Annotated in this window: 18 protein-coding genes; 5 read left to right on the top strand and 13 right to left on the bottom strand. The window is 64.1% G+C overall.

Features of this window, described 5'->3' with window-relative positions:
- Positions 1-49 precede the first annotated feature (49 nt).
- The 7 genes from ACXAED_RS14910 to ACXAED_RS14880 form a co-directional block, all read right to left on the bottom strand.
- On the bottom strand, positions 50-190 hold the full coding sequence (locus ACXAED_RS14910; RefSeq protein ID WP_008556504.1) for a hypothetical protein: 141 nt from the start codon (positions 188-190) through the stop codon (positions 50-52).
- A gap of 214 nt (positions 191-404) precedes the next feature.
- Positions 405-899 carry a DUF6497 family protein gene (locus ACXAED_RS14905; RefSeq protein WP_475051023.1) on the bottom strand — a complete coding sequence of 165 codons (495 nt, stop codon included), beginning with the start codon at positions 897-899 and terminating at the stop codon, positions 405-407.
- The gene (locus ACXAED_RS14900; protein WP_475051022.1) at positions 896-1,324 is read right to left on the bottom strand and encodes a hypothetical protein; all 429 of its coding nucleotides are present in this window, start codon (positions 1,322-1,324) and stop codon (positions 896-898) included. Before ACXAED_RS14900 ends, ACXAED_RS14905 begins: the two co-directional genes overlap by 4 nt.
- A gap of 80 nt (positions 1,325-1,404) precedes the next feature.
- Positions 1,405-2,937, bottom strand: a complete 1,533-nt coding sequence (locus tag ACXAED_RS14895; protein ID WP_475051019.1) for an acyl-CoA carboxylase subunit beta — start codon at positions 2,935-2,937, stop codon at positions 1,405-1,407.
- A gap of 168 nt (positions 2,938-3,105) precedes the next feature.
- On the bottom strand, positions 3,106-4,314 hold the full coding sequence (locus ACXAED_RS14890) for a hypothetical protein (RefSeq protein ID WP_475051018.1): 1,209 nt from the start codon (positions 4,312-4,314) through the stop codon (positions 3,106-3,108).
- A 9-nt stretch (positions 4,315-4,323) separates the two neighbouring features.
- Positions 4,324-4,704, bottom strand: coding sequence for a hypothetical protein (locus tag ACXAED_RS14885; RefSeq protein ID WP_475051016.1), 381 nt, complete (start codon positions 4,702-4,704; stop codon positions 4,324-4,326).
- Positions 4,701-7,481, bottom strand: coding sequence for a hypothetical protein (locus ACXAED_RS14880; protein ID WP_475051014.1), 2,781 nt, complete (start codon positions 7,479-7,481; stop codon positions 4,701-4,703). The genes ACXAED_RS14885 and ACXAED_RS14880 overlap by 4 nt, the downstream gene beginning before the upstream one ends.
- A gap of 181 nt (positions 7,482-7,662) precedes the next feature.
- Here ACXAED_RS14880 and ACXAED_RS14875 point away from each other — a divergent pair, with 181 nt between their 5' ends.
- From ACXAED_RS14875 to ACXAED_RS14865, 3 genes are all read left to right on the top strand, one after another.
- Positions 7,663-8,874 (top strand): multidrug effflux MFS transporter, encoded by a 1,212-nt coding sequence (locus ACXAED_RS14875; protein WP_475051013.1) that lies wholly within the window; start codon positions 7,663-7,665, stop codon positions 8,872-8,874.
- A 75-nt stretch (positions 8,875-8,949) separates the two neighbouring features.
- Positions 8,950-10,338, top strand: a complete 1,389-nt coding sequence (locus tag ACXAED_RS14870) for a helix-turn-helix domain-containing protein (RefSeq protein ID WP_475051011.1) — start codon at positions 8,950-8,952, stop codon at positions 10,336-10,338.
- A 44-nt stretch (positions 10,339-10,382) separates the two neighbouring features.
- Positions 10,383-11,210, top strand: coding sequence for a patatin-like phospholipase family protein (locus ACXAED_RS14865; protein WP_475051010.1), 828 nt, complete (start codon positions 10,383-10,385; stop codon positions 11,208-11,210).
- Between the two features lie 78 nt (positions 11,211-11,288).
- Here the strand turns inward: ACXAED_RS14865 and ACXAED_RS14860 are convergent, their stop codons facing one another.
- Positions 11,289-11,597 carry a hypothetical protein gene (locus tag ACXAED_RS14860; RefSeq protein ID WP_475051008.1) on the bottom strand — a complete coding sequence of 103 codons (309 nt, stop codon included), beginning with the start codon at positions 11,595-11,597 and terminating at the stop codon, positions 11,289-11,291.
- 501 nt (positions 11,598-12,098) lie between these two features.
- On the opposite strand from ACXAED_RS14860, the gene ACXAED_RS14855 reads away from it, so the two are divergent.
- Positions 12,099-12,578 carry a DUF1579 domain-containing protein gene (locus tag ACXAED_RS14855; RefSeq protein ID WP_475051007.1) on the top strand — a complete coding sequence of 160 codons (480 nt, stop codon included), beginning with the start codon at positions 12,099-12,101 and terminating at the stop codon, positions 12,576-12,578.
- 87 nt (positions 12,579-12,665) lie between these two features.
- On the opposite strand, the gene ACXAED_RS14850 is transcribed toward ACXAED_RS14855, so the two are convergent.
- The 5 genes from ACXAED_RS14850 to ACXAED_RS14830 form a co-directional block, all read right to left on the bottom strand.
- Positions 12,666-12,905 carry an HP1242/YdcH family protein gene (locus ACXAED_RS14850; protein ID WP_475051005.1) on the bottom strand — a complete coding sequence of 80 codons (240 nt, stop codon included), beginning with the start codon at positions 12,903-12,905 and terminating at the stop codon, positions 12,666-12,668.
- Positions 12,906-13,079: 174 nt separating this feature from the next.
- A complete protein-coding gene (gene betA, locus ACXAED_RS14845) occupies positions 13,080-14,735 on the bottom strand; it encodes a choline dehydrogenase (protein ID WP_475051003.1) in 1,656 nt (551 codons plus the stop codon).
- 166 nt (positions 14,736-14,901) lie between these two features.
- Entirely contained in the window at positions 14,902-16,359 is a 1,458-nt protein-coding gene (gene betB, locus ACXAED_RS14840) for a betaine-aldehyde dehydrogenase (RefSeq protein WP_475051001.1), read from the bottom strand.
- Between the two features lie 56 nt (positions 16,360-16,415).
- Entirely contained in the window at positions 16,416-17,924 is a 1,509-nt protein-coding gene (gene betC, locus ACXAED_RS14835; protein WP_475050999.1) for a choline-sulfatase, read from the bottom strand.
- A gap of 126 nt (positions 17,925-18,050) precedes the next feature.
- The gene (locus tag ACXAED_RS14830) at positions 18,051-19,259 is read right to left on the bottom strand and encodes a BCCT family transporter (RefSeq protein ID WP_475050997.1); all 1,209 of its coding nucleotides are present in this window, start codon (positions 19,257-19,259) and stop codon (positions 18,051-18,053) included.
- A gap of 159 nt (positions 19,260-19,418) precedes the next feature.
- Here ACXAED_RS14830 and betI point away from each other — a divergent pair, with 159 nt between their 5' ends.
- Positions 19,419-19,994, top strand: a complete 576-nt coding sequence (gene betI, locus ACXAED_RS14825; protein ID WP_475050995.1) for a choline-binding transcriptional repressor BetI — start codon at positions 19,419-19,421, stop codon at positions 19,992-19,994.
- Positions 19,995-20,004 lie beyond the last annotated feature (10 nt).

Genomic DNA, 20,004 nt, shown 5'->3' with positions numbered 1-20,004 from the left:
ACCCCACGGGGCGGCGGGGGCCGGCCGCAGGGCCGGACCCCTGTAGGGATTAGTTGTACTTGCCGGTGAATTCCGGCTCTTGCGAGACCGGCTGCGGCTCAACCACGACGAATTCTTCTTCCTGCTGGGCGCAGGCGGTAACAGCGGCCAGCAGGCCGGCGAGGGCGATAAGCTTGATGCTCTTGGACATTTCTGTCTCCTGATAAAATTTGTGAAACCTGCGGGGGCTGTGCCCGCCGCCTGCCTCAACCTCAATGCGAAGGCAGTCAACCAACTGCCCGTGCCGAGGATAGCCGGGTTTACATCCGAGTCACATGCAAATCGCGGCAATTGGCAGCGCTGTGGCTGCAATGCCGCAAGTTTCCGCCGATCTGAGCTTTGCCCCGCAAGATATTGTGGACGCATCAGAAAGCCTCCCACATGCAGGCCGTGCCGTCGGGCCGGTAGGCTTCAAAGAACTGGGTCGCTTCCGGATCCTGCGCGCCAAAGGGCACCTCCCGGTCGGACAGCGAGATCACCACCCGCGCGGCCGTCATTCCGTGTTCGGCCAGATAGGGCAGCGCCAGGGTGCCGCACAGGTGATCCATGTCGGGGGCCGCGGTGTCATAGCTGACGGTGCCGGTGCCGCGGGCGATCTGCGGCGCCAGAAAGCGGAACCTGGCCCAAGTCTGGTCCGGCTGGCCGGGTGCTTCGTCCAGCAGCACTTCGGCCAGGGTCACCAGCTGGCCCGAAGGCACGGCGATGGCGTCCGCGGCCAGCGCGGCCTGGGCAAAGAGCGCAAAGGGGATGGCCGCCAGATATCCGCAGCCCCGGCCCCCGGTTACCCGGGCTCCTCCGGCCGGAGCTGCAGGCGCTGCGCAAGTCGCGCGCGCTGTCTGATATCGGCTGGAGCGGATCATGACGCTGATTTGCTCTTCATGTCAATTTTTGCCGCGAATCTGTGCGATTCCCTCGCAGCTGCCCGGGAATCACGCAGTGCGTTCCCCTGCCCCCGGCCGGCATGGCGGATCCAGCGGGCGCGGCTGGCGGGGTTTTCCAGAACCTCAGCGATCTGCCCGGCGGCATTTGAAGGCACCCGGCCCGTCACTTGGCCGCCAGCGCGCACCTTGAACCCCTGCCCTTCAGCGGCAATTTCCACCACCGGGGAGAAGCCGCGCAAGGATTGCAGGCGCCGCCACATATCCTGACGGATCTGATGCGCCAGCCGCAGCGGGTCGCCGGCGGGCAGCACCGTTTCCGCCGCCACGTCAAAGCGCGCAGGCAGGCGGCGCGACAGCGTCAGGCTGTTGTCTGTGCGGGTGATATGCCAACGGCTGCGGGTCAAGCTACCGGATCCCTCTTCATCTGGCTTAAAAATATCCTCGGGGGTGCGGGGGCAGACAGCCCCCGCTGACACATCCGCTGTTACAGCGGGATGTTGTCGTGCTTTTTCCACGGGTTCTTCAGCTGCTTGCCCCGCAGGGAGGCAAAGGCGCGGCTGACCCGGCGGCGGGTGGACTGGGGCATGATCACCTCGTCAATGAAGCCGCGCTCGGCCGCCACAAACGGGTTGGCGAAGCGGTCTTCATACTCCGCAGTTTTCTGGGCGATCTTTTCGGGATCGTTCAGATCGGCGCGGTGGATGATCTCGGTGGCGCCCTTGGCGCCCATCACCGCGATCTCGGCGGTCGGCCAGGCATAGTTGAAGTCACCGCGCAGATGCTTGGAGGCCATCACGTCATAGGCGCCGCCGTAAGCCTTGCGGGTGATTACGGTGACCTTGGGCACGGTGGCCTCGCCATAGGCGAACAGCAGTTTTGCACCGTGCTTGATGACGCCGCCGTATTCCTGGGAGGTGCCCGGCAGGAAGCCCGGCACGTCGACGAAGGTCAGGATCGGGATCTCGAAACAGTCGCAGAAGCGCACGAAACGGGCGGCCTTGCGGCTGGAGTCGATGTCGAGGCAGCCCGCCAGCACCATCGGCTGGTTGGCAACAACGCCCACGGTCTGGCCCTCAAGACGGATGAAGCCGGTGATGATGTTCTTGGCGAAATCCTCCTGGATTTCGTAGAAGTCACCTTCGTCCGCGACCTTGGTGATCAGCTCCTTCATGTCGTAGGGGCTGTTGGGGTTTTCCGGGATCAGGGTGTCGAGGCTGGTCTCGATGCGGCCGGGCTCGTCAAAGAACGGGCGCACCGGCGGCTTTTCGCGGTTGTTGAGCGGCAGGAAATCGACCAGGCGGCGGACTTCGGCCAGGGCTTCCACGTCGTTTTCAAAGGCGCCATCGGCGACGGAGGATTTACGGGTGTGGGTGGAGGCACCGCCCAGTTCCTCAGCCGTAACCACTTCGTTGGTCACGGTTTTCACCACGTCGGGGCCGGTCACGAACATGTAGGAGGTGTCTTTGACCATGAAGATGAAGTCGGTCATCGCCGGGCTGTAGACTGCGCCGCCGGCGCAGGGGCCCATGATGACAGAGATCTGCGGGATCACGCCGGACGCCATGATGTTGCGCTGGAAGATCTCGGCGTAGCCTGCGAGCGCGTCGACGCCTTCCTGGATGCGGGCGCCGCCGGAGTCGTTGATGCCGATCACCGGCGCGCCGTTCTGCACAGCCATGTCCATGATCTTGCAGATCTTTTGCGCGTGTGTCGCGGAGACCGAGCCGCCCAGCACGGTGAAGTCCTGGGAGAAGACATAGACCTGGCGGCCGTTGATGGTGCCCCAGCCGGTGACCACGCCGTCACCCGCCGGCTTGTTGTCTTCCATGCCGAAATCGGCGCAGCGGTGGCTGACGAACATGTCGAATTCTTCGAAGCTGCCCTCGTCCAGCAACAGCTCGATCCGTTCGCGGGCTGTCAGCTTGCCGCGCCCGTGCTGTGCATCGATGCGGCGCTGGCCGCCGCCCAGCCGCGCGTCCTGGCGGCGGTCTTCCAGCTCGGAAAGAATGTCTTTCATGGCACATGTCCCCTGTAGATTTCACCGGGACCATATATTGCGCGCGCAGCAAGCCAAAGGTAATTTTCGCAAATTTGCAAACCGTTTGCATATGGTGTTAGCAAACCTGAAAATCAGCAAAGTCCGGGCGTCCTTTGCCCGCTGTGCGGCGCTGGCCGGACAGCGGGGTCAGGCCGCTTTTGCGATATCCGCCATTTGCCGCAATGCTGCCGTCAGCGGCGCCTTGACCGGGACGGAGACGCCAAAGGGGTTGTCCTCGACCATTGTGATCACCGGATCATCCTTGAGGAACTTGAGGTACGCGGCGATCTGGGCCAGCAGCGCCTGCGCCGCTGCCTTGCGGGCGTCGCCGGTGGCGGATTTCATCTCGAACAGCGCCTTCATCAGGGCGGTCTGATTGCCGTCGGTGGCGCCGGCCAGCCCGGCATCGGCGATCTGCGCCAGCACCGGGTGGTTCTGCGCCTTGAGCGCGTCCTGCAGGCTGGAGACGCCGCGGTCGACATCCTCCTTGGCGGCCTGCCAGATTTCCATCGGGTCGGCCTGGGTCTGCTCCGCCTCTGCCGGGGCGTCCAGGGCAGCGATCAGCGCCTTCAGCCCCTCCGCGGCCTCCGGCAGGGCGCCGGATTTGAGGCTGGCGGCAATGGCGCGGGCCTGCTCGGCCAGTGGTGCGGCCTGCTCCGGCGGCAGGGTTTTGATCCTGGCTGCCTGCGCCGCCAGCAGCTTGCTCAGCTTGGCAGCCTGCTCTGACTGCGCGGGGGCCGGTTTGGGCTGCGCCTGAAGCTTGGCAAGCGCCGCCTCCAGCCGGTCGAGCCGGGCGGCGCAGCCGTCGTGGTCGCCCTGCCCCAGCAGTTTGGCGCTGGCCTTGATCTCCGGCGCGAGCTTGGCCGCGAGCTCCGGTTTGCCCAGCGCCTTGACCGTTTCCGCGGCGGCGGCGATGCGCTGCTTCAACACTGCTGCCATGCCGTCATCCGGCTGTTCCGGCGCGCTGGTTTCAGGCAGCACAGCATCGTCATCGGGCAGGCTGTCTTCGTCGATGATGCTGCCGTCGGGGCCGACCAGCACCGGCTTGAACTTGACCATGCCTTCGGTTTTGAACTTCTTCTTCAGCTGCTTGACGATGCCCTTGAGCGGCTTTTCCGGCCGCAGGAAAACCTCGTTTTCCTCCACCCGCAGGGTGCCGAAGCAGGTTTTCTTGATCCCCGGCATCTTCTTCAAGTCGCCGCGCAGCACCTTGCCAGGCTTTCGCAGGTCGATCATCAGGCCGCAGTTTTCCGGTTTGCCCGCCAGCCCGAAGGCAAAGGGCAGCTCCTTGCCGGAAGCCTTGGACTTTTTCAGGAGCTTCAGGACGGCGTCGGAATCAAAAGCCTGGTCTGCCATGGTGTACTCCTAGCTGGCGCCGGTGGCCGCGGCCCAGTCCTCTGCGCTCATATCCACGAACTCCAGATCCGCCTCATCGCCGGGCTCTGACAGCGGCTGATCCGGCCAGATCGTCTCATAGGCGCGGCGGAACAGCGCCTGCAGTTCGGCGTCGTCGAAGGGGTACTGCTGGCCCGCGAACTGGCCGATGCGGCCGCGCGGATTGGCGATCAGAGAGTCCAGCGCCAGCCGCAGCCAGTCGAGGTTGCCGTCCTTGTGGGCGCGCCTGTGCATGGCGCGGATGTCGGCGTCGAACTGGGCCAGATCGGCCATCGGATCGGGCGCGTTGACGGCCCGGCCCATGGTCAGCAGACGCGTGTAGCCCGCGATCAATTCCTTGCGGATTTTCATGGGATCATGTTCCCCGGATTGGCGTTGGTGTAAGTCTTGGTCTCATTGTCCCAGCCGTCGGCGACCGGATATTGCTGCATCATCACCCAGCGGCCCGGGATCTCCGTCGGAGCGGTGTTGTGCCGCTCTTTGTACTTCTCGACGTAGTCGGCGTTGTCCTGGGCCTTTTCCTCGGGGTGGTCCGTCGGATCGGCAGGAAAGGGGGTGGTTTCGGCGGGCAGCTTGTCCGGCTCCCAGATGAAGTTCACATAGGCGCGGGTCAGGCCCTCGATCTCCTCAAAGGTCTCGTAGGTCTTATCGGGGATCGGTTCGCCATTGTCGTCGAGGCGCACGTGTTTCTTGTGGCCGACAAAGGCCTTGTCGATCGGGCGGCCGTGCTCGACGGTGCAGTCGAAGTTTTCCTCGGGCCAGTCCAGCGGATTGCCCGAGACATCCATTTTGGTCACGTTGATGTCAATTTTCTCATCACTGTCCAGCGCAGCCTGGGCCGCCAGTTCGCGGCCGGCCAGCCAGTCCTGCGGGCTGTGGAACTTGGAGGAGGCGCCGGTGTAGGAGCGCTCGTCGTCGGTTTTGGCATTCGGCGGTTTGCCTGTCTTGAGCCGCTGGATCAGGTCGTCGTCGCTGACGTCCGGGCCGTGGCGGTCCAGCGAGTGGCCCGCGTTGCTGTCCACGCCGTCTTGCGCCTCGCAGTCCTCGGCGGCTTCTTTGCAGAGCGCCTGCAGGTCGGTGCGGATGCCGTCGAAGGCGGTCTTGGCCTCGGGGAAGTCGGGTTTCCTGGCCTCATCCTCGGCCGCCGCGACCCGCTCCTTGAAGGGGGTCAGCTTGCCGGCGTCCGTGCCGGCCCGCTCCAGCGCCTTGAGGATACCCTGCACCTGAAACCGCGCGGTGGCCATGGGCTTGACCTGCTGCAGCAGCTTCTGGTGGGTGTCCAGCATCAGGAAGGCGTCGCCGTATTCCTTGTCATTGTCCGCCCGGTCCGTGGCGGTTTTCAGCGACTCGTCGAGCTTGTCTTTGGCCGGTGTAAGGTCGAGGTATTTTTTGGTCCGGTTGTGCTCTTTCTGAACTTTGGCCAGCTTGGCGCGGTAGTCCGCCATGGCCAGCACGAGGTCCATGTAATCAGTGCCGTCCAGCACCGCCTGCAGATTGCTGGCAGCCTTGGCCGGATCGCCGCCGCGGGCGGTGGCCTCTGCCGCCTTGATCGCAGCATCGAGCGGGCCGGTCAGTTCATCCGCATCGCCGGGCAGCACTGCCAGCAGATCCTCTGCGGCCATCCGGGCGTCCAGATAGGCAGGCATCGCGCGCAGCAGCGCCAGCGCCCCGGGGACCGCGGCCACTGCTTCGGTGTATTTTTTAGCGGCCAGGGCGTCTGCCACCTGTTTCTGGAAATCGTACCCCGCAGCCGCCGGATAGCGCTGCAGGATCAGCGCCATCTCGCGGCGCTCATCCACCACCTTCTCCAGTTTGAACAGCTCATTGAGCTTGGCGTGATACTGCGGGGCGCCTGCGTCCTTGTCGAAATTGCCGGCGTCCGCCAGCGCCTTATGCGCATCCCAGGTGGCGGTCAGATCGGACAGCTCCGGCTCTGTCAGCACCTGGCGGAGCGCCTGGTATTTCTTCTCCAGCGCCTTGACGATCTGCTTGGACCGGCTCTGGCGCATCAGCACTTTGTTGGCCCCCTCCCAGACCTTCAAATCCGCCATGGCGCCGGCAGGATCATTGGTGCCCTTGAAATTCTGCTTGGTATCAGCCGCCGCCAAGGCGTCGCGGAAACCCTTGTCCGCCTTCAGCGAAGCATCGAAGGTGCGCATGTATCTGGCCAGCGCGCCGCGCTCCGGGGAACTGTAATCTATCAGCTCCTGCAAGAGCGCCTCGCCTTCGGTGTACTTCTGCTCCTTATAGGCCTTTTTCTTGGCGTTTTTCAGGTGGTTGCGGTAATCCTTGGCGTCCGGGACCATGCTGGACAGGATGAAGTCGCAGCGGTCATGGGTGTTGGCCATGTAATCCGCCAGCAGAGCGTCAAAGCTGAGCGCCTTGGCCATGTCGCCCTCGTCGCCGAGGTTGGCCTTCCAGGACTCCAGCGCCGCCTTGGCTGCGCCGAAATCGCCGGCCTTGGAATGGTCTGCCGCAGTTTTCATCTGCGCGCTGCGGGCGGCTGTGGCGGTACCCTTGCCCGGATCGCCCATAGGCTCGATCAGCGACAGGGTCGCGCGGGTCCAGTTGTCGAAGTAGAGGCCGTATGTATTGGCGGCCTCCGCCTTGGCGGTCATGTCCTTGGCCTGCGCCTCCACCGCCTCGAAGTCAGTGGCCGTGACGGCAGCGGCCATCGCTGTGTGCGCGGCTTTAATCAGCCCCTCAAGATAGGTGAAAGCGCCCTGATCGAGGGTGTCGCGCACGGCGGCAAACTTGGCCTCAGCCTCAGCCTGGGCGGCCTGCGCCTTGCCGCGGGCCGCGGCGGTGGCAGTCTGCGCGGCGAGCTGGCTGGACAGTTCCTGGATATCACTGTCGATCTGATCGAAAGCATCCGCGCCGCCCGCGCTGAGGATTTCCTTTTTCAGCGCCTTGCGCCCGCCCGCCAGGCTGCGCCGGGCGCCGGAGCTGAGAGTGGCGGGGATGGTGATCTTGGCCAGTTCCGCCAGCGCCGCCTTGCGCCGGGCCTCCAGTTCCTCATCCGCGGGATCCGCCATATCCGGCATGGTCCAGGCCTTAATGGCATAAAACCGTTCGGCCCACTGGCGGATGGCAGGGTTGTTGGCAAGCGGATCCGGGGTATTGGCCATGTATCACCTCAACACAACAAAGGGGCGGCCTAGGGAAAATGCGCGAAAATATGCGCTGCCTAAGCAACCATAGGTGACGCCGCGATTTTCATGCAAGGGTATTCTGACGCTGCGGCAAGCCTGTGCGCAGCCGCGCAGAGGATTGATGGACAACCGCCCCGGACTGCTCTAACCCGATGGTATGTCCACATATAATACCCGCGTGTCCGGACAGCGGACGCCCCCGCGCATTTTCACCCTGATCCTGCTCGCCGGCCTGTCGGCGCTTGGCATGAACCTGCATCTGCCGTCGCTGGCGGGCATGTCGGAGTATTACGCGGTCGACTACCGGGTGATGCAGCTGTCGGTGGCGCTGTATCTGGCGGGCAATGCGGTGGTGCAGATCTTTGTCGGGCCGATTTCCGACCAGATGGGGCGGCGGCCGGTGATCCTGGGCAGCATCGTGCTGTTCCTGCTGGCCACGCTGGGCTGCATCTATGCGCCCACCGCGGAGATATTCCTGATGTTCCGGGTGGCGCAAACGGCGGTCGCGGCCACCATGGTGCTGAGCCGCGCGGCGGTGCGCGACATGTATGACACCAACGAGGCCGCCAGCATGATCGGCTATGTCACCATGGGCATGGCTATCGTGCCGATGATCGGCCCGGCGATCGGCGGCTTCCTGGATCAGTGGATGGGCTGGAAGGCCAATTTCTGGCTGCTGTTCCTGGTCGGTGCGGCCACGCTGATGATCACCTTCACCGACTTTGGCGAGACCGCGCACAAGAGCGGCAAGACGCTGATGGCGCAGTTTCGCGAGTATCCCGAGCTGCTGCGCTCGCCGCGGTTCTGGGGCTATTCGCTGTCTTCCGGTTTGGCCTCGGGCGCGTTCTTCGCCTACCTTGGCGGCGCGCCCTTTGTCGGCACCGAGGTCTACGGCCTCAGCACGGCAGAGCTGGGCGTTTACTTCTCTGCGCCTGCGGTGGGGTATTTTGCCGGCAACTTCATCTCCGGGCGCTATTCCACCCGTTTGGGGGTCAACCGCATGGTGCTGTGGGGCTGCGTGATCAATGGCGGCGGAGTGCTGCTGTCGCTGCTGATTGCGATGGCGGGCGCAGATACTGTGTGGACCTTCTTTGGCCTCATGTGCTTTGTCGGGCTTGGCAATGGCATGGCGATCCCCAATGCCACCGCGGGCGCGATTTCGGTGCGGCCGCATCTGGCAGGCACGGCCTCCGGCCTCAGCGGCGCGATTATGATCGGCGCAGGCGCGGCGCTCAGCGCCTTTGCCGGGATGATGCTGGTGCCGGGTTCCACGGCGGTGCCGCTTCTGGCGATCATGTTTGCCACCGCCGCCTGCGGGCTGGTTGCAATTCTGCTGGTGGTCTGGCGGGAGCGGCAGATCCGCGCATAAGTTCTGCCGCAGGCTTGCAGGGCACCCTTTGCAATTATACTCTTCGCAGGAGTTCGATTTGCAAAGGCACGCCTCATGGCCACCCAGAAACTTTACGCCGGCGCCAAGCTGCGCGAGATGCGGCAGCGGCTGGAGCTGACGCAGAAGGATTTCGCCGCCAAGCTGGGGGTTTCCCTGCCCTATCTGAACCAGATGGAGAACAACAACCGCCCGGTGTCGACCACGGTGGTGCTGGCGCTGGCGCAGGAATTCGGCATGGATGTGACCGAGCTGAGCGCCGGCGACAGCGAACGCCTGGTCAGCGACATGCGCGAGGCGATGGCGGATCCGGTGTTTGCCGATGATGCGCCGCCCTTGGCGGATCTGCGGCTGACGGCGTCGAACGCGCCGGCGCTGGCGCGGGCGTTTCTGACTCTGCACCAGGCCTACCGGCAGACCCACGAACGCCTTGCCTCATTGGATGAGGCGCTGGGGCGGGAGGATGCGCGTATCCAGGCCAGCCCTTGGGAAGAGGTGCGGGACTTCTTCCACTATTGCGACAACTACATCGACGCGGTCGACCGCGCGGCAGAGCATTTTGCCGCCACCAGCGATATCCGCGCAGCGGCAGTGGCAGAGCTGGAGCGCGGCGGGGTTGCCGTGAAGCAGACCGAGATGGAGGGGCTGCGCCACTATGATGCGGAGGCGGGCGTGCTGCATCTGTCCAACCGCTCCGCCCCGCAGACGCAGCTGTTCCAGATGCTGTTGCAGGTGGCTCTGCTGCGGCAGAACCAGCTGCTGGAGGCGACGCTGGATTTTGCAAAGTTCCAGAGCGAGGAGGCCCGCGCCATCGCCAAGATCGGCCTGGCCAACTACTTCGCCGGGGCCGCGCTGATGCCCTACACGCGGTTTCTGGAGGCGGCGCAGGCCTGCCGGCACGACCTGGAGCTGCTGGCGATCCGTTTCGGCGCCTCGATCGAGCAGATCGCGCACAGGCTTTCGACCATGCAGCGGCCCGGCGCCAAGGGGGTGCCGTTCTTCTTTGTGCGGGTCGATCAGGCAGGCACCATCACCAAGCGCCACTCGGCAACGCGGCTGCAGTTTGCCCGTTTCGGCGGCGCCTGCCCGCTGTGGAACGTGCACCGGGCGTTTGAGACCCCGGGCCGGTTCCTGCGGCAGCTGGCGGAGACACCGGACGGGGTGCGCTATATCTCGCTGGCGCGGGATGTGTCGAAACCGGGCGGCTCGTTCGGTGCGCCGGTGCGCCGCTATGCGATTGCGCTGGGGTGCGAGGTGCGCCACGCGGACGCGCTGGTCTATGCCGACGGGCTGGATGTGAGCCAGGACAGCGCCTATGAGCCGATCGGGATTTCCTGCCGCATCTGCGAGCGCAAGGACTGCCACCAGCGCTCTGTCCCGCCCCTGGAGCGGCGGCTGACCATCAACACCGACCAGCGCGGCGTGCTGCCCTATGAGGTGAGCTGAGGCTGCGGCTGGCCTGCGTGCGCTGCGCGTCCTAGGTTAGGGTCATGGCGGATTTCGAACAACTGGTCCTGTCCGGCGGCGGCTGCCGCTGTTTCTGGCAGGGCGGCTTTCTGCATGTGGTGCAGGATGAACTGCCGCTGAGCCCGGCCCGGGTGACGGGGGTGTCCGGCGGCGCGCTGACGCTGGCGGGGTTCCTTGCGGGCCGTGGCGAGCGGGTGCTGGCGGAGATGAAGGACGCCTTCCGGAAAACCGTCAGCAACATCAACTGGCACCAGCCCGGCGAGGGCGGACTGACGCCGCATCAGCAGGTCTATGAGGACGTGGTCACCCGGTCGCTGGACGGCGATGCCATGGCGCGGGTGGCTGCCGGGCCGCAGGCGCAGATCCTGATCGGCCATCCGCCCTCCGACCGCTGGGCGCGGCTGACCGGCAGCCTGGCGACGATGGCCTATGAGGCGGAGCTGCACCTGGTTGGCTCGCCGCATTTCAACTGGGCGGAGCGGTTTGGCGTGACCTCCAGCCTGGTGGACGCAAATGCGGCGGCGCGGGAGGGCCGGCTGGCCGATCTGGTGCGGTTCGCCGCCACCATCCCGCCGGTGTTCGAGCCGCCGCGCTGGAACGGGCGGGCGGTGATCGACGGCGGCATGGCCGATCAGGCGCCGATGCCGGAGCCGAACAAGGGGCGTACGCTGGTGCTGCTGACGCGCCTCTACAAGCGGCTGCCGGACGTCGCCGGGCGGCTGTACGTCTGGCCTGAGGACGAGGTGCCCGCGGACAAGATCGATTTTACCGATCCGGAGAAGATCCAGGCAACCTGGGATGCGGGGCTTGCAGCAGGTGAAGCGTTTCTTCGGAAGGCCGCGGCGGAGTAAGGCCTGCGGCGGCTGCGCGGCACTGTGCCGCCTTCAGCGGTGAGCTGCGGCAGGCCTACGGAAATCCGGGCGGGATTGTCAGCCGCGCAAACGGTCCAGCAGGCGGGCCAGCAGGGCGCGTTCCGCCTGAACGGCAGCTGCCGGCGGCTGTTTGGGTTGATCCTGTGGGGCTGGCTGCCAATGGCGCAACCGGCGCGGTGCAGGTTTTTCTTCATCAGTACGCACTGCCGTGTCTTCCCGGATCACGCTTCGAACCGCCGCAATGATTTCCGCGTCGGAAACCTCGGCTGGTGTCCCTTCAATCTCCTGCCAAAGGCCCGGCTGATAGATGTGTCCCATACGGTTGCTCCCTCGCACACTGCTGCGCAGCAGCCGGTCTGAGGTCAAACCTGAGCTGCAGGCTATACGTAGCGCGTCCGGTCACAATTTTGACGAATTTGCCTTAAATTCACCAAAATTGCCTCATCTGGCGGAGGGTTCGGTCAACATTGGCTGGATGGTGCAGCATTGTTTCCCATTCGAGATCAAACCGACCGCAGCGAATCGCATGGCAACTTTGGCTGTAAAAAAGTTCCGTCGGGCGCCCGTTTCTCAGGATGCTTCTATTCAGCCGCATGCTGCGGACCGAAGCCCCGGATCCCGCCCTTCGGCACGGCGCGGTGTTTACGGCACCCTGTTTCACTTTGCCCCCTGCCCGGCACCGCCATGATCTCGGGCCCGGACTGAAGAAATCACGAGGGATTTCAACCGCTGACAATATGAAGAGAAGGGGAAATCACCCCCTCAATTTGCCAAGGCACGACACGGCGAGGCATCATCCTTGACTTCGCGGTCAACCAAGAACAAAACAGGAACAATTAAAGTTTATAAGCCGCAAGGGGACAGCCTATGGAAGAGAATCTCAGCATATCCCGGGATTTCGATTTTGAGATCGGCCGATGGAATGTGCGCCACCGCAGGCTGAAAGAGCGCCTGGCTGGCTGCGATGAATGGGAAGAGTTCCCAGGCACCTCGGAAACCCGGCATGTGCTGGGCGGGAATGGTAATGTCGAAGACAATCTTCTCAAATTTCCTGGCGGGGCCTACCGGGCAATCGCGCTGCGGTCTTTTGATACGGCCAGCCAGACCTGGGCCATATGGTGGCTGTCGGCCAACGACCCGCATCAGCTGGACGTGCCAGTGATCGGCAAGTTCAAGGACGGTACCGGCTCATTCTTTGCAGAAGATACCCTGCGGGGTGACCCCGTGGCGGTCAGGTTTCTTTGGCTGCACACCCGAACTGAGACCCCCCGCTGGGAACAGGCCATGTCTCAGGACGGCGGCAAGACCTGGGAAACGAATTGGACCATGGATTTCACGCGCGCGTGAAGCGCGCCGCGGACCGCGCCGTGCCCTAGTAACTGAAAAGGAGCGCCACCGGCGCTCCTTCCCCTTTGCTGGATTGTGGTCCGGGCCTTATGCCTTGGACAGGATCCCCCAGATCTCATCCTTCAGGGCGGCGCGCTGCTTGCGCAGATCGGTTTCGGCTTGTTCGCTCACCGGCTCCACGTTGGTTTCCGCCCGGTGCACTGCCCGGTTCACTTCGTGATACTCATCCGACAGCTTGGCAAAATGCGCATCCGACTGCTTCAGCTGGCTCATCAGCGCAGCCTTTTCCGGGAATTCCTCGGACAGCTCATGGGGAGTATGGGACACCTGTTCGCTCCTTCTTCCTAGGGTCGGATGCAGAATATGCCCGCCCCCGCCCCGCCACTTTGACGCGGATCAAAAGATGTGCGCGGCGCGCTGATTTTCAGAAAGAATTTTGCGGAAAGTAAGCCGCCCGCACAAAGGGGAGGTGGCGGGCGGCTTGCTGGCAGCGCAACAGGATCAGCGTTGCGCTTCGCGCCAGTTCGGGTTGAACCACGGCTCTGCGTTGGAGGACGGCAGGCGGCGGCCCAGGATGTGGTCAGAGGCCTTCTCGCCGGTCATGATCGAGGGGCCGTTGAGGTTGCCGTTGGTGATCCGCGGGAAGATCGAGCTGTCGGCAACGCGCAGGCCGTCGACACCGATGACGCGGCATTCCGGATCGACCACCGACATCGGATCCTCCGCCGCGCCCATCTTGCAGGTGCCGCAGGGGTGATAGGCGCTTTCCACATGCTCGCGCAGGAAGCCGTCGATCTCGTCGTCGGTCTGCAGGTCGGCACCCGGCTGGATCTCGTGCTTGAGGAACGGCTTCATCGCGTCCTGGGCAAAGATCTCCCGCGTGAGGCGCACGCATTTGCGGAAGTCGATCCAGTCCTGCTCGGTCGACATGTAGTTGAACAGGATGTTCGGCGCGTCCTTGGGGTCGCTGGAGGCCAGCGTCACCTCCCCGCGCGAAGGCGAGCGCATCGGGCCGACGTGGGCCTGGAAGCCGTGCCCCTCTGCCGCCGCCTGGCCGTCGTAGCGGACCGCGATCGGCAGGAAGTGGTACTGGATGTCCGGGTAATCCACGCCCTTGTCGGAGCGGATGAAGGCGGCGCTTTCGAACTGGTTGGAGGCGCCCAGGCCGGTCTTGGTGAACATCCACTGGGCACCGACAAGGCCCTTGCCGAACAGGTTCCAGTACTTGAACAGTGTGATCGGCTGCTTGCAGGCGAACTGGAAGTAGAATTCCAGGTGGTCCTGCAGGTTCTGGCCGACGCCGGGACGGTCGGCGACCACGTCGATGCCGTGCTCGGCCAGGTGTTTGGCCGGGCCGATGCCGGAGAGCATCAGCATTTTGGGGGAGTTCAGCGAGGAGGCGGCCAGGATCACCTCGGCATTGGCGCGGATCACTTCGACCTTACCGCCGCGTTCGATCTCGACGCCGACGGCGCGGCCGTCCTCGATCACCACCTTGCGGGCGAAGGCGCGGATCAGGTCGCAGTTTTCACGCTTGAGCGCGGGCTTCAGATAGGCGTTGGCGGCGGACCAGCGGCGGCCCTTGTAGACCGTCATCTCCATCGGGCCGAAGCCTTCCTGCTGCTCGCCGTTGTAGTCGGAGGTGACCGGGTAGCCCGCCTGCTCGCCCGCCTTGACGAAGGCGTCGTGCAGCGGGTTGTCACGGGGGCCGCGGGTCACATGCAGCGGGCCGTCCTTGCCGCGCCAGTCCGGGTCGCCGCCATGGCCGCGGTCGTTCCAGGTTTCCATGCGTTTGAAGTAGGGCAGCACGTCGGCATAGGACCAGCCTGCGGCGCCGCTTTCGGCCCAGTGGTTATAGTCACCTGCGTGGCCGCGCACATAGACCATGCCGTTGATCGAGGAGGAGCCGCCGATCACCTTGCCGCGCGGGCAGACCAGTTCGCGGCCGCCCAGATGCGGCTCGGGCTGGGATTTGTAGCCCCAGTCATAGAGCGGCATGTTCATCGGGTAGCTGAGCGCGCCCGGCATCTGGATAAACGGCCCGGCATCGGTGCCGCCGTGTTCAATCACCAGGACCTTCTTGCCGGCCTCGCTGAGCCGGTAGGCCATGGCACAGCCGGCTGATCCGGCCCCGACAATCACATAATCCGCGTTCATCGCTTCTCTCCATCGCTGAGACCGGTGGCGCCATGCCTGCCCGGCTCTGCCTTGCTTTGCCTTCGGGCTGCCCGCTTGGGCAGGCAGCTCCGGGTAGTCTGCCGCCCTGCCCTGATTGCCCTCTGGGCTGGCGGGGCGGGCGGGCGGGCGTCAGCCCAAAGGGCAATCAGAATGCCGCTTCGACGTCGCCCATGCGGACGTAGACGGACTTCACCTGGCTGAAGTGCTTGATCGCCTCTTTCGAGTTCTCGCGGCCAACGCCGGATGCCTTCACCCCGCCGAACGGCGCCTCGACCGGCGCGTCGTTGTAGGAGTTGATGAAGCAGCTGCCCGCCTCCAGCTGGCCGATCACCCGGTGGGCGCGGCTGAAGTCGTTGGTGAAGACGCCCGCCGACAGGCCGAACTCGGTGTCATTGGCGCGGGCGATCACCTCTTCCTCGGTGTCGAAGTCGAGGACGGACATCACCGGGCCGAAGATTTCCTCGCGCGCGATGGTCATGTTGTCGGTCACATCGGCGAATACGGTGGGTTCAACGAAGAAGCCGTCCTTGTCTGCCCGCTTGCCGCCGCAGATCAGGCGGGCACCTTCCTCTTTGCCCTTTTCGATGTAGCCCAGCACGATGTTCATCTGGTTCTCGGACACCATCGGGCCAAAGCTGGTAGCTTCGTCCATCGGGTCGCCGATGATGGCGTTGCCGGTGCGCTCGGCGAGGCGGGCGAGGAACTTCTCCTTGATGCCCTTCTGCACGAACACGCGGGTGCCGTTGGAGCAGACCTGGCCGGAGGAGTAGAAGTTGCCGTTGATGGCGCCGCCGACGGCGTTGTCGATGTCGGCGTCGTCAAAGATGATCAGCGGCGACTTTCCGCCCAGCTCCATGGTGACGTGCTTCATGCCCTCGGCAGCGGCGGCGTAGACCTTTTTGCCGGTCGGCACCGAGCCGGTCAGCGAGACCTTGTCAACGCGCGGGTCGGTGACCAGCGCGCCGCCAACCTCGCCCATGCCCTGGATGACGTTGTAGATGCCAGCGGGGGCGCCGGCCTCGATCAGGATTTCGGCAACTTTCAGGGCGCAGAGCGGTGTGGTCTCGGAGGGTTTGAACACCATCGAGTTGCCGCAGGCCAAGGCAGGCGCGCCTTTCCAGCAAGCGATCTGGGTCGGGTAGTTCCAGGCGCCGATGCCGACACACAGGCCCAGTGCCTCGCGCTTGGTATAAACCCAGTCCTCGCCCAGCGGGATATGCTCTCCGGTCAGCGAAGCCGCCAGGCCGCCGAAGTATTCCAGCGCGTCGGCGCCGGAGGTGGCGTCGGCGACCAGGGTTTCCTGCAGCGGCTTGCCGGTGTCATAGGTTTCCAGCACCGACAGTTCGTGGTTGCGCTCGCGCATGATGTCGGCGGCGCGGCGCAGGATGCGGCCGCGTTCGGTGCCGGTCATCTTGGCCCATGCCTTTTGCGCTTCCTTGGCGGTGGAGAGCGCCTGCTCCACGATGGCCGGGGTGGCGGCGTAGACGGTGGCGATCTGTTCGCCGGTCGCGGCGTAGATCACCGGGATCGGGGTACCTGCGGTGTCTTCGACGTATTCGCCGTTGATGAAGTGGCTGGCCTTGGGCTGTGCGGGATGTGTCATGTTGTGTGTCTCCAGCGGGGGTCTTCAGCAGGGGAGATGCTGAACGGTTGCTAAGGTTATTCGCCGCGGGGAAAGCGTTTGCTTTCCTCGAGGTTGTCGAGATTCATGTGGTTGCGCATGTAGCGCTCTGAGGCCTTTTGCAGCGGCTGGTAATCCCAGGGGTAATAGCCGCCCTGGCGCAGGGCCTCGTAGACGACCCAGCGGCGGGCCTGGCTGGCGCGGACCTCTGCGTCGAAGGTTTCCAGGTTCCAGCGGGCCTCAGATTTGGCGCGCAAGGTTTGCAGGGTGCCGGCATGGGCCGGGTCCTCTGCCAGGTTGGTGAGCTCGTGCGGGTCCGTCTCCAGATCGAACAGCTGATCGGGGTCCAGCGCGCAGCGGTTATACTTCCACTTGCCATAGCGCAGCGACACCAGCGGCGCATAAGACGCCTCAGCCGCGTATTCCACGGCGACCGGTTCGGTGCGTTCCGTTCCGTTGGCCAGCGGCACCAGGTTCTGGCCGTCGGTCCAAGGTTCGATTTCAGCCATATCGACACCGGCCAGCGCGCCCAGTGTCGGGGTCACGTCCAGGGTGGACACAGGCGTTTCAATGAGGCCGGCGGGCAGATCAGGCGACGAGATCATCAGCGGCACGCGGGAGGAGCCCTCGTAGAAGCTCATCTTGAACCACAGGCCCCGCTCGCCCAGCATGTCGCCGTGGTCGGAGACAAACAGGATGATCGCCTCCTGCCGGGTGGTTTCCAGCACGTTCAGGATCTCGCCGATCTTGTCATCCAGATAGGAGATATTGGCGAAATAGGCGCGGCGGGAGCGTTTGATGTTTTCTTCGGTGATGTCGAAGCTGCGCCAGTCGTTGGCGTCAAAGATCCGCTTGGCGTGGGGGTCGTGGTCCTCGTAGTCCATGGCGGGGACTTCGGGCAGCAGGTGCTCGCAGTCCTCGTAAAGGTCCCAGTACTTGCGGCGCGCCACATAGGGGTCGTGCGGGTGGGTGAAGGAGACGGTGACGCACCAGGGGCGGTCGTCCAGCCCGCGCGACAGCTCATAAAGCTTGGCGGTGGCGTTGTAGGCGACCTCGTCGTCGTATTCCATCTGGTTGGAGGTTTCCGCCACCCCTGCCCCGGTGACGGAGCCCATGTTGTGGTACCACCAGTCGATCCGCTCACCCGGCTTGCGGTAATCCGGGGTCCAGCCGAAATCGGCCGGGTAGATGTCGGTGGTCAGTCGGTCCTCGAACCCGTGCAGCTGGTCGGGGCCGACAAAGTGCATCTTGCCCGAGAGGCAGGTGTAGTAGCCTGCGCGGCGCAGGTGGTGGGCGTAGGTCGGGATGTCGGAACGGAACTCAGCCGCGTTGTCATAGACGCCGGTGCGCGAGGGCAGCTGGCCCGACATGAAGGAGGCGCGGCCCGGCGCGCAGAGCGGCGACGCGGTGTAGGCGTTTTTAAAGCGGGTCGAGCGTTCCGCTAGTTTCTTCAGGTTCGGTGCGTGCAGCCACTCGGCGGGGCCGTCCGGGAAAAGTGTCCCATTCAACTGGTCAACCATCAGGATCAGGATATTCGGGGCACTCATCGCGGACCTCCCAAGTATTGGCGATGTTTCTTCGAAAGGCGCCTGGCAGGCCCGAAGGCGCTGCCAGGCAGTTGGAGGCTGGTCCCCTCATTCGGGGAAACTTGGGGGCCAGCCGGGAGACCGCCCTTAGTGGGCTGTCTTGATCTTCTCGAAGTCGAGCACGTTTTCCTCGGGCGAGGCGTCGATGCTCATCACTTCGCTGCGCTTGGCGATCATGATGTAGGCCAGGCAGGCCACATAGATGCCGATCACGATGGTGCCGATCCACTGGATCTGCAGCCACTGGCTCTGGAAGGCCAGGGTCAGGCCGAAGAGCACAACCGCGTTGCCGAGCACATAGGGAATGGTGCCGAAGCGCTTGGCCGTCAGATTCAGGTTGTCGGTGTACAGGCGGATCAGCGAGTCAAACGAGTTGACCACGAAGATGATGCCCACCGCGACCATGGAGACGTTGATCAGCAGCGTCGTCTCAATGCTGTTCAGGTGGTAGTAGTACAGCACCGAGAACCACACACCCAGCGGGATCGACGGGAAGATCAGCAGCGCTGCCAGAACCTGCCAGGTCTTGAGGCCGCCGACAAAGCGCGAGGTGAACTGGCCGATCATGATCGACCATGCGAACCACCAGAACAGGTAGAACTCATGATAGTCGGTGAGCGGCAGGATGAACTTGTGGATGTTCGCGAAGTAGCCGCCGATGTTGGAGGCAGTATCAGCGAACGCGCCCAGGCCCATGCCGGCATAGGCCCACATGCCCAGGATCAGCGCCAGGAACAGCCCGGTGGAGCCGACCGACAGGATGCGGACGTATTTGATGTCGGTGGAGGAGAAAGCGGCAAACAGGATCACCAGGAAGGTGATGACATAGAAGGCCGGGATCACCGTCTCGCCGTCACCCATGAAGGTGGCGTAATACGGCAGGTAGATCAGGAACAGCGCGCCGGTGAAGGCGCAGGTGCCGATGATCACGATGTTGTTGATCCACTTCACCAGCGGGATCTCGAAAAACTTCACCCGCGGTTCGATGACGCAGAAATAGAAGGTGGTCAGGAAGTAGAAGCCCCAGATCAGGAAGCCCCAGAAGCCGAATTCCAGCGCCAGCGGGTTGGTGAAGGCATAGGCCGGTTCCGCCGCGGTGTCCGCATAAAGCGGGAAGTCCCAGGCCAGCGGGAACATGATCAGGCCCACGTCCAGGCCGGAGGTGAACAGGATTGCGATGAAGGTGAAAAGGTGAACGGGGGTCACGCCGACGTTGCGGACGTTCCACCACTTGATCACGCAGAACGCCACCAGCGCAAAGGCCAGCAGAATCCCGAATGAGATTATGTAGGTCATATGTCCCTCCCATTTCCGGGCGGTATCCGCCCCTAGACATGGATCGGGTACATAACACAGCCGGCTGACCGGCCAAACGGTTTTTTGAATGGCCGTTCAAGATTTCATTTCGCGCGAACAACAGTTGAAACAGCGCCCCAATTGCCGCACAACTTTGTCATGAGCAGGAAACGCATCCGGGACATCCGCAACGAAGAGCTGATCGAAGCGACCATCGTCGCCGTGCACAAGCGCGGTTACGGCGTTGTAACCATGGCGGAAATCGCGCGGGAGGCCGGGGCCTCGGCAGCCTCGATCAACTACTATTTCGGCTCCAAGGAAGGGCTGATGGAAGCCACAATGCTGCATCTTCTAGGCAAGCTGAGGCGCGCGATGAGCGAGGGTTACGCCACTGCGCGCACGCCAAGAGAGCGGCTGTATGCGGTGATGAATGCGAACTTTGCCGACGATCTGTTCACCGTCCCGCAGTGCAGCATCTGGATGCAGTTCTGGGCAAACGCACCTTATTCGCCGCGCCTCAGCCGCCTGCACCGAATCAACCGGGCCCGGGTGCGCAGCCATTTCCTGGCCGAGCTGCGGGCGCTGCTGCCGGCCGGGCAGGTCGAGACCGCGCGCCAGGCGCTGCAATGCTATATGGACGGTGTCTGGCTGCAGGCTGCGCAGTCCGAAGAGCCGCTGGAACCGGAGGGCGCGCGCGCCGCGGCGCACCGGGTGGTGGATCTGGTGATCCCCTGACCGGCCTCCC

This window comes from Leisingera sp. ABM4_103 (genome assembly GCF_056158685.1).
Note: the sequence above shows the minus strand (reverse complement) of the source record. Positions and strands in the feature narration are given on the sequence as shown.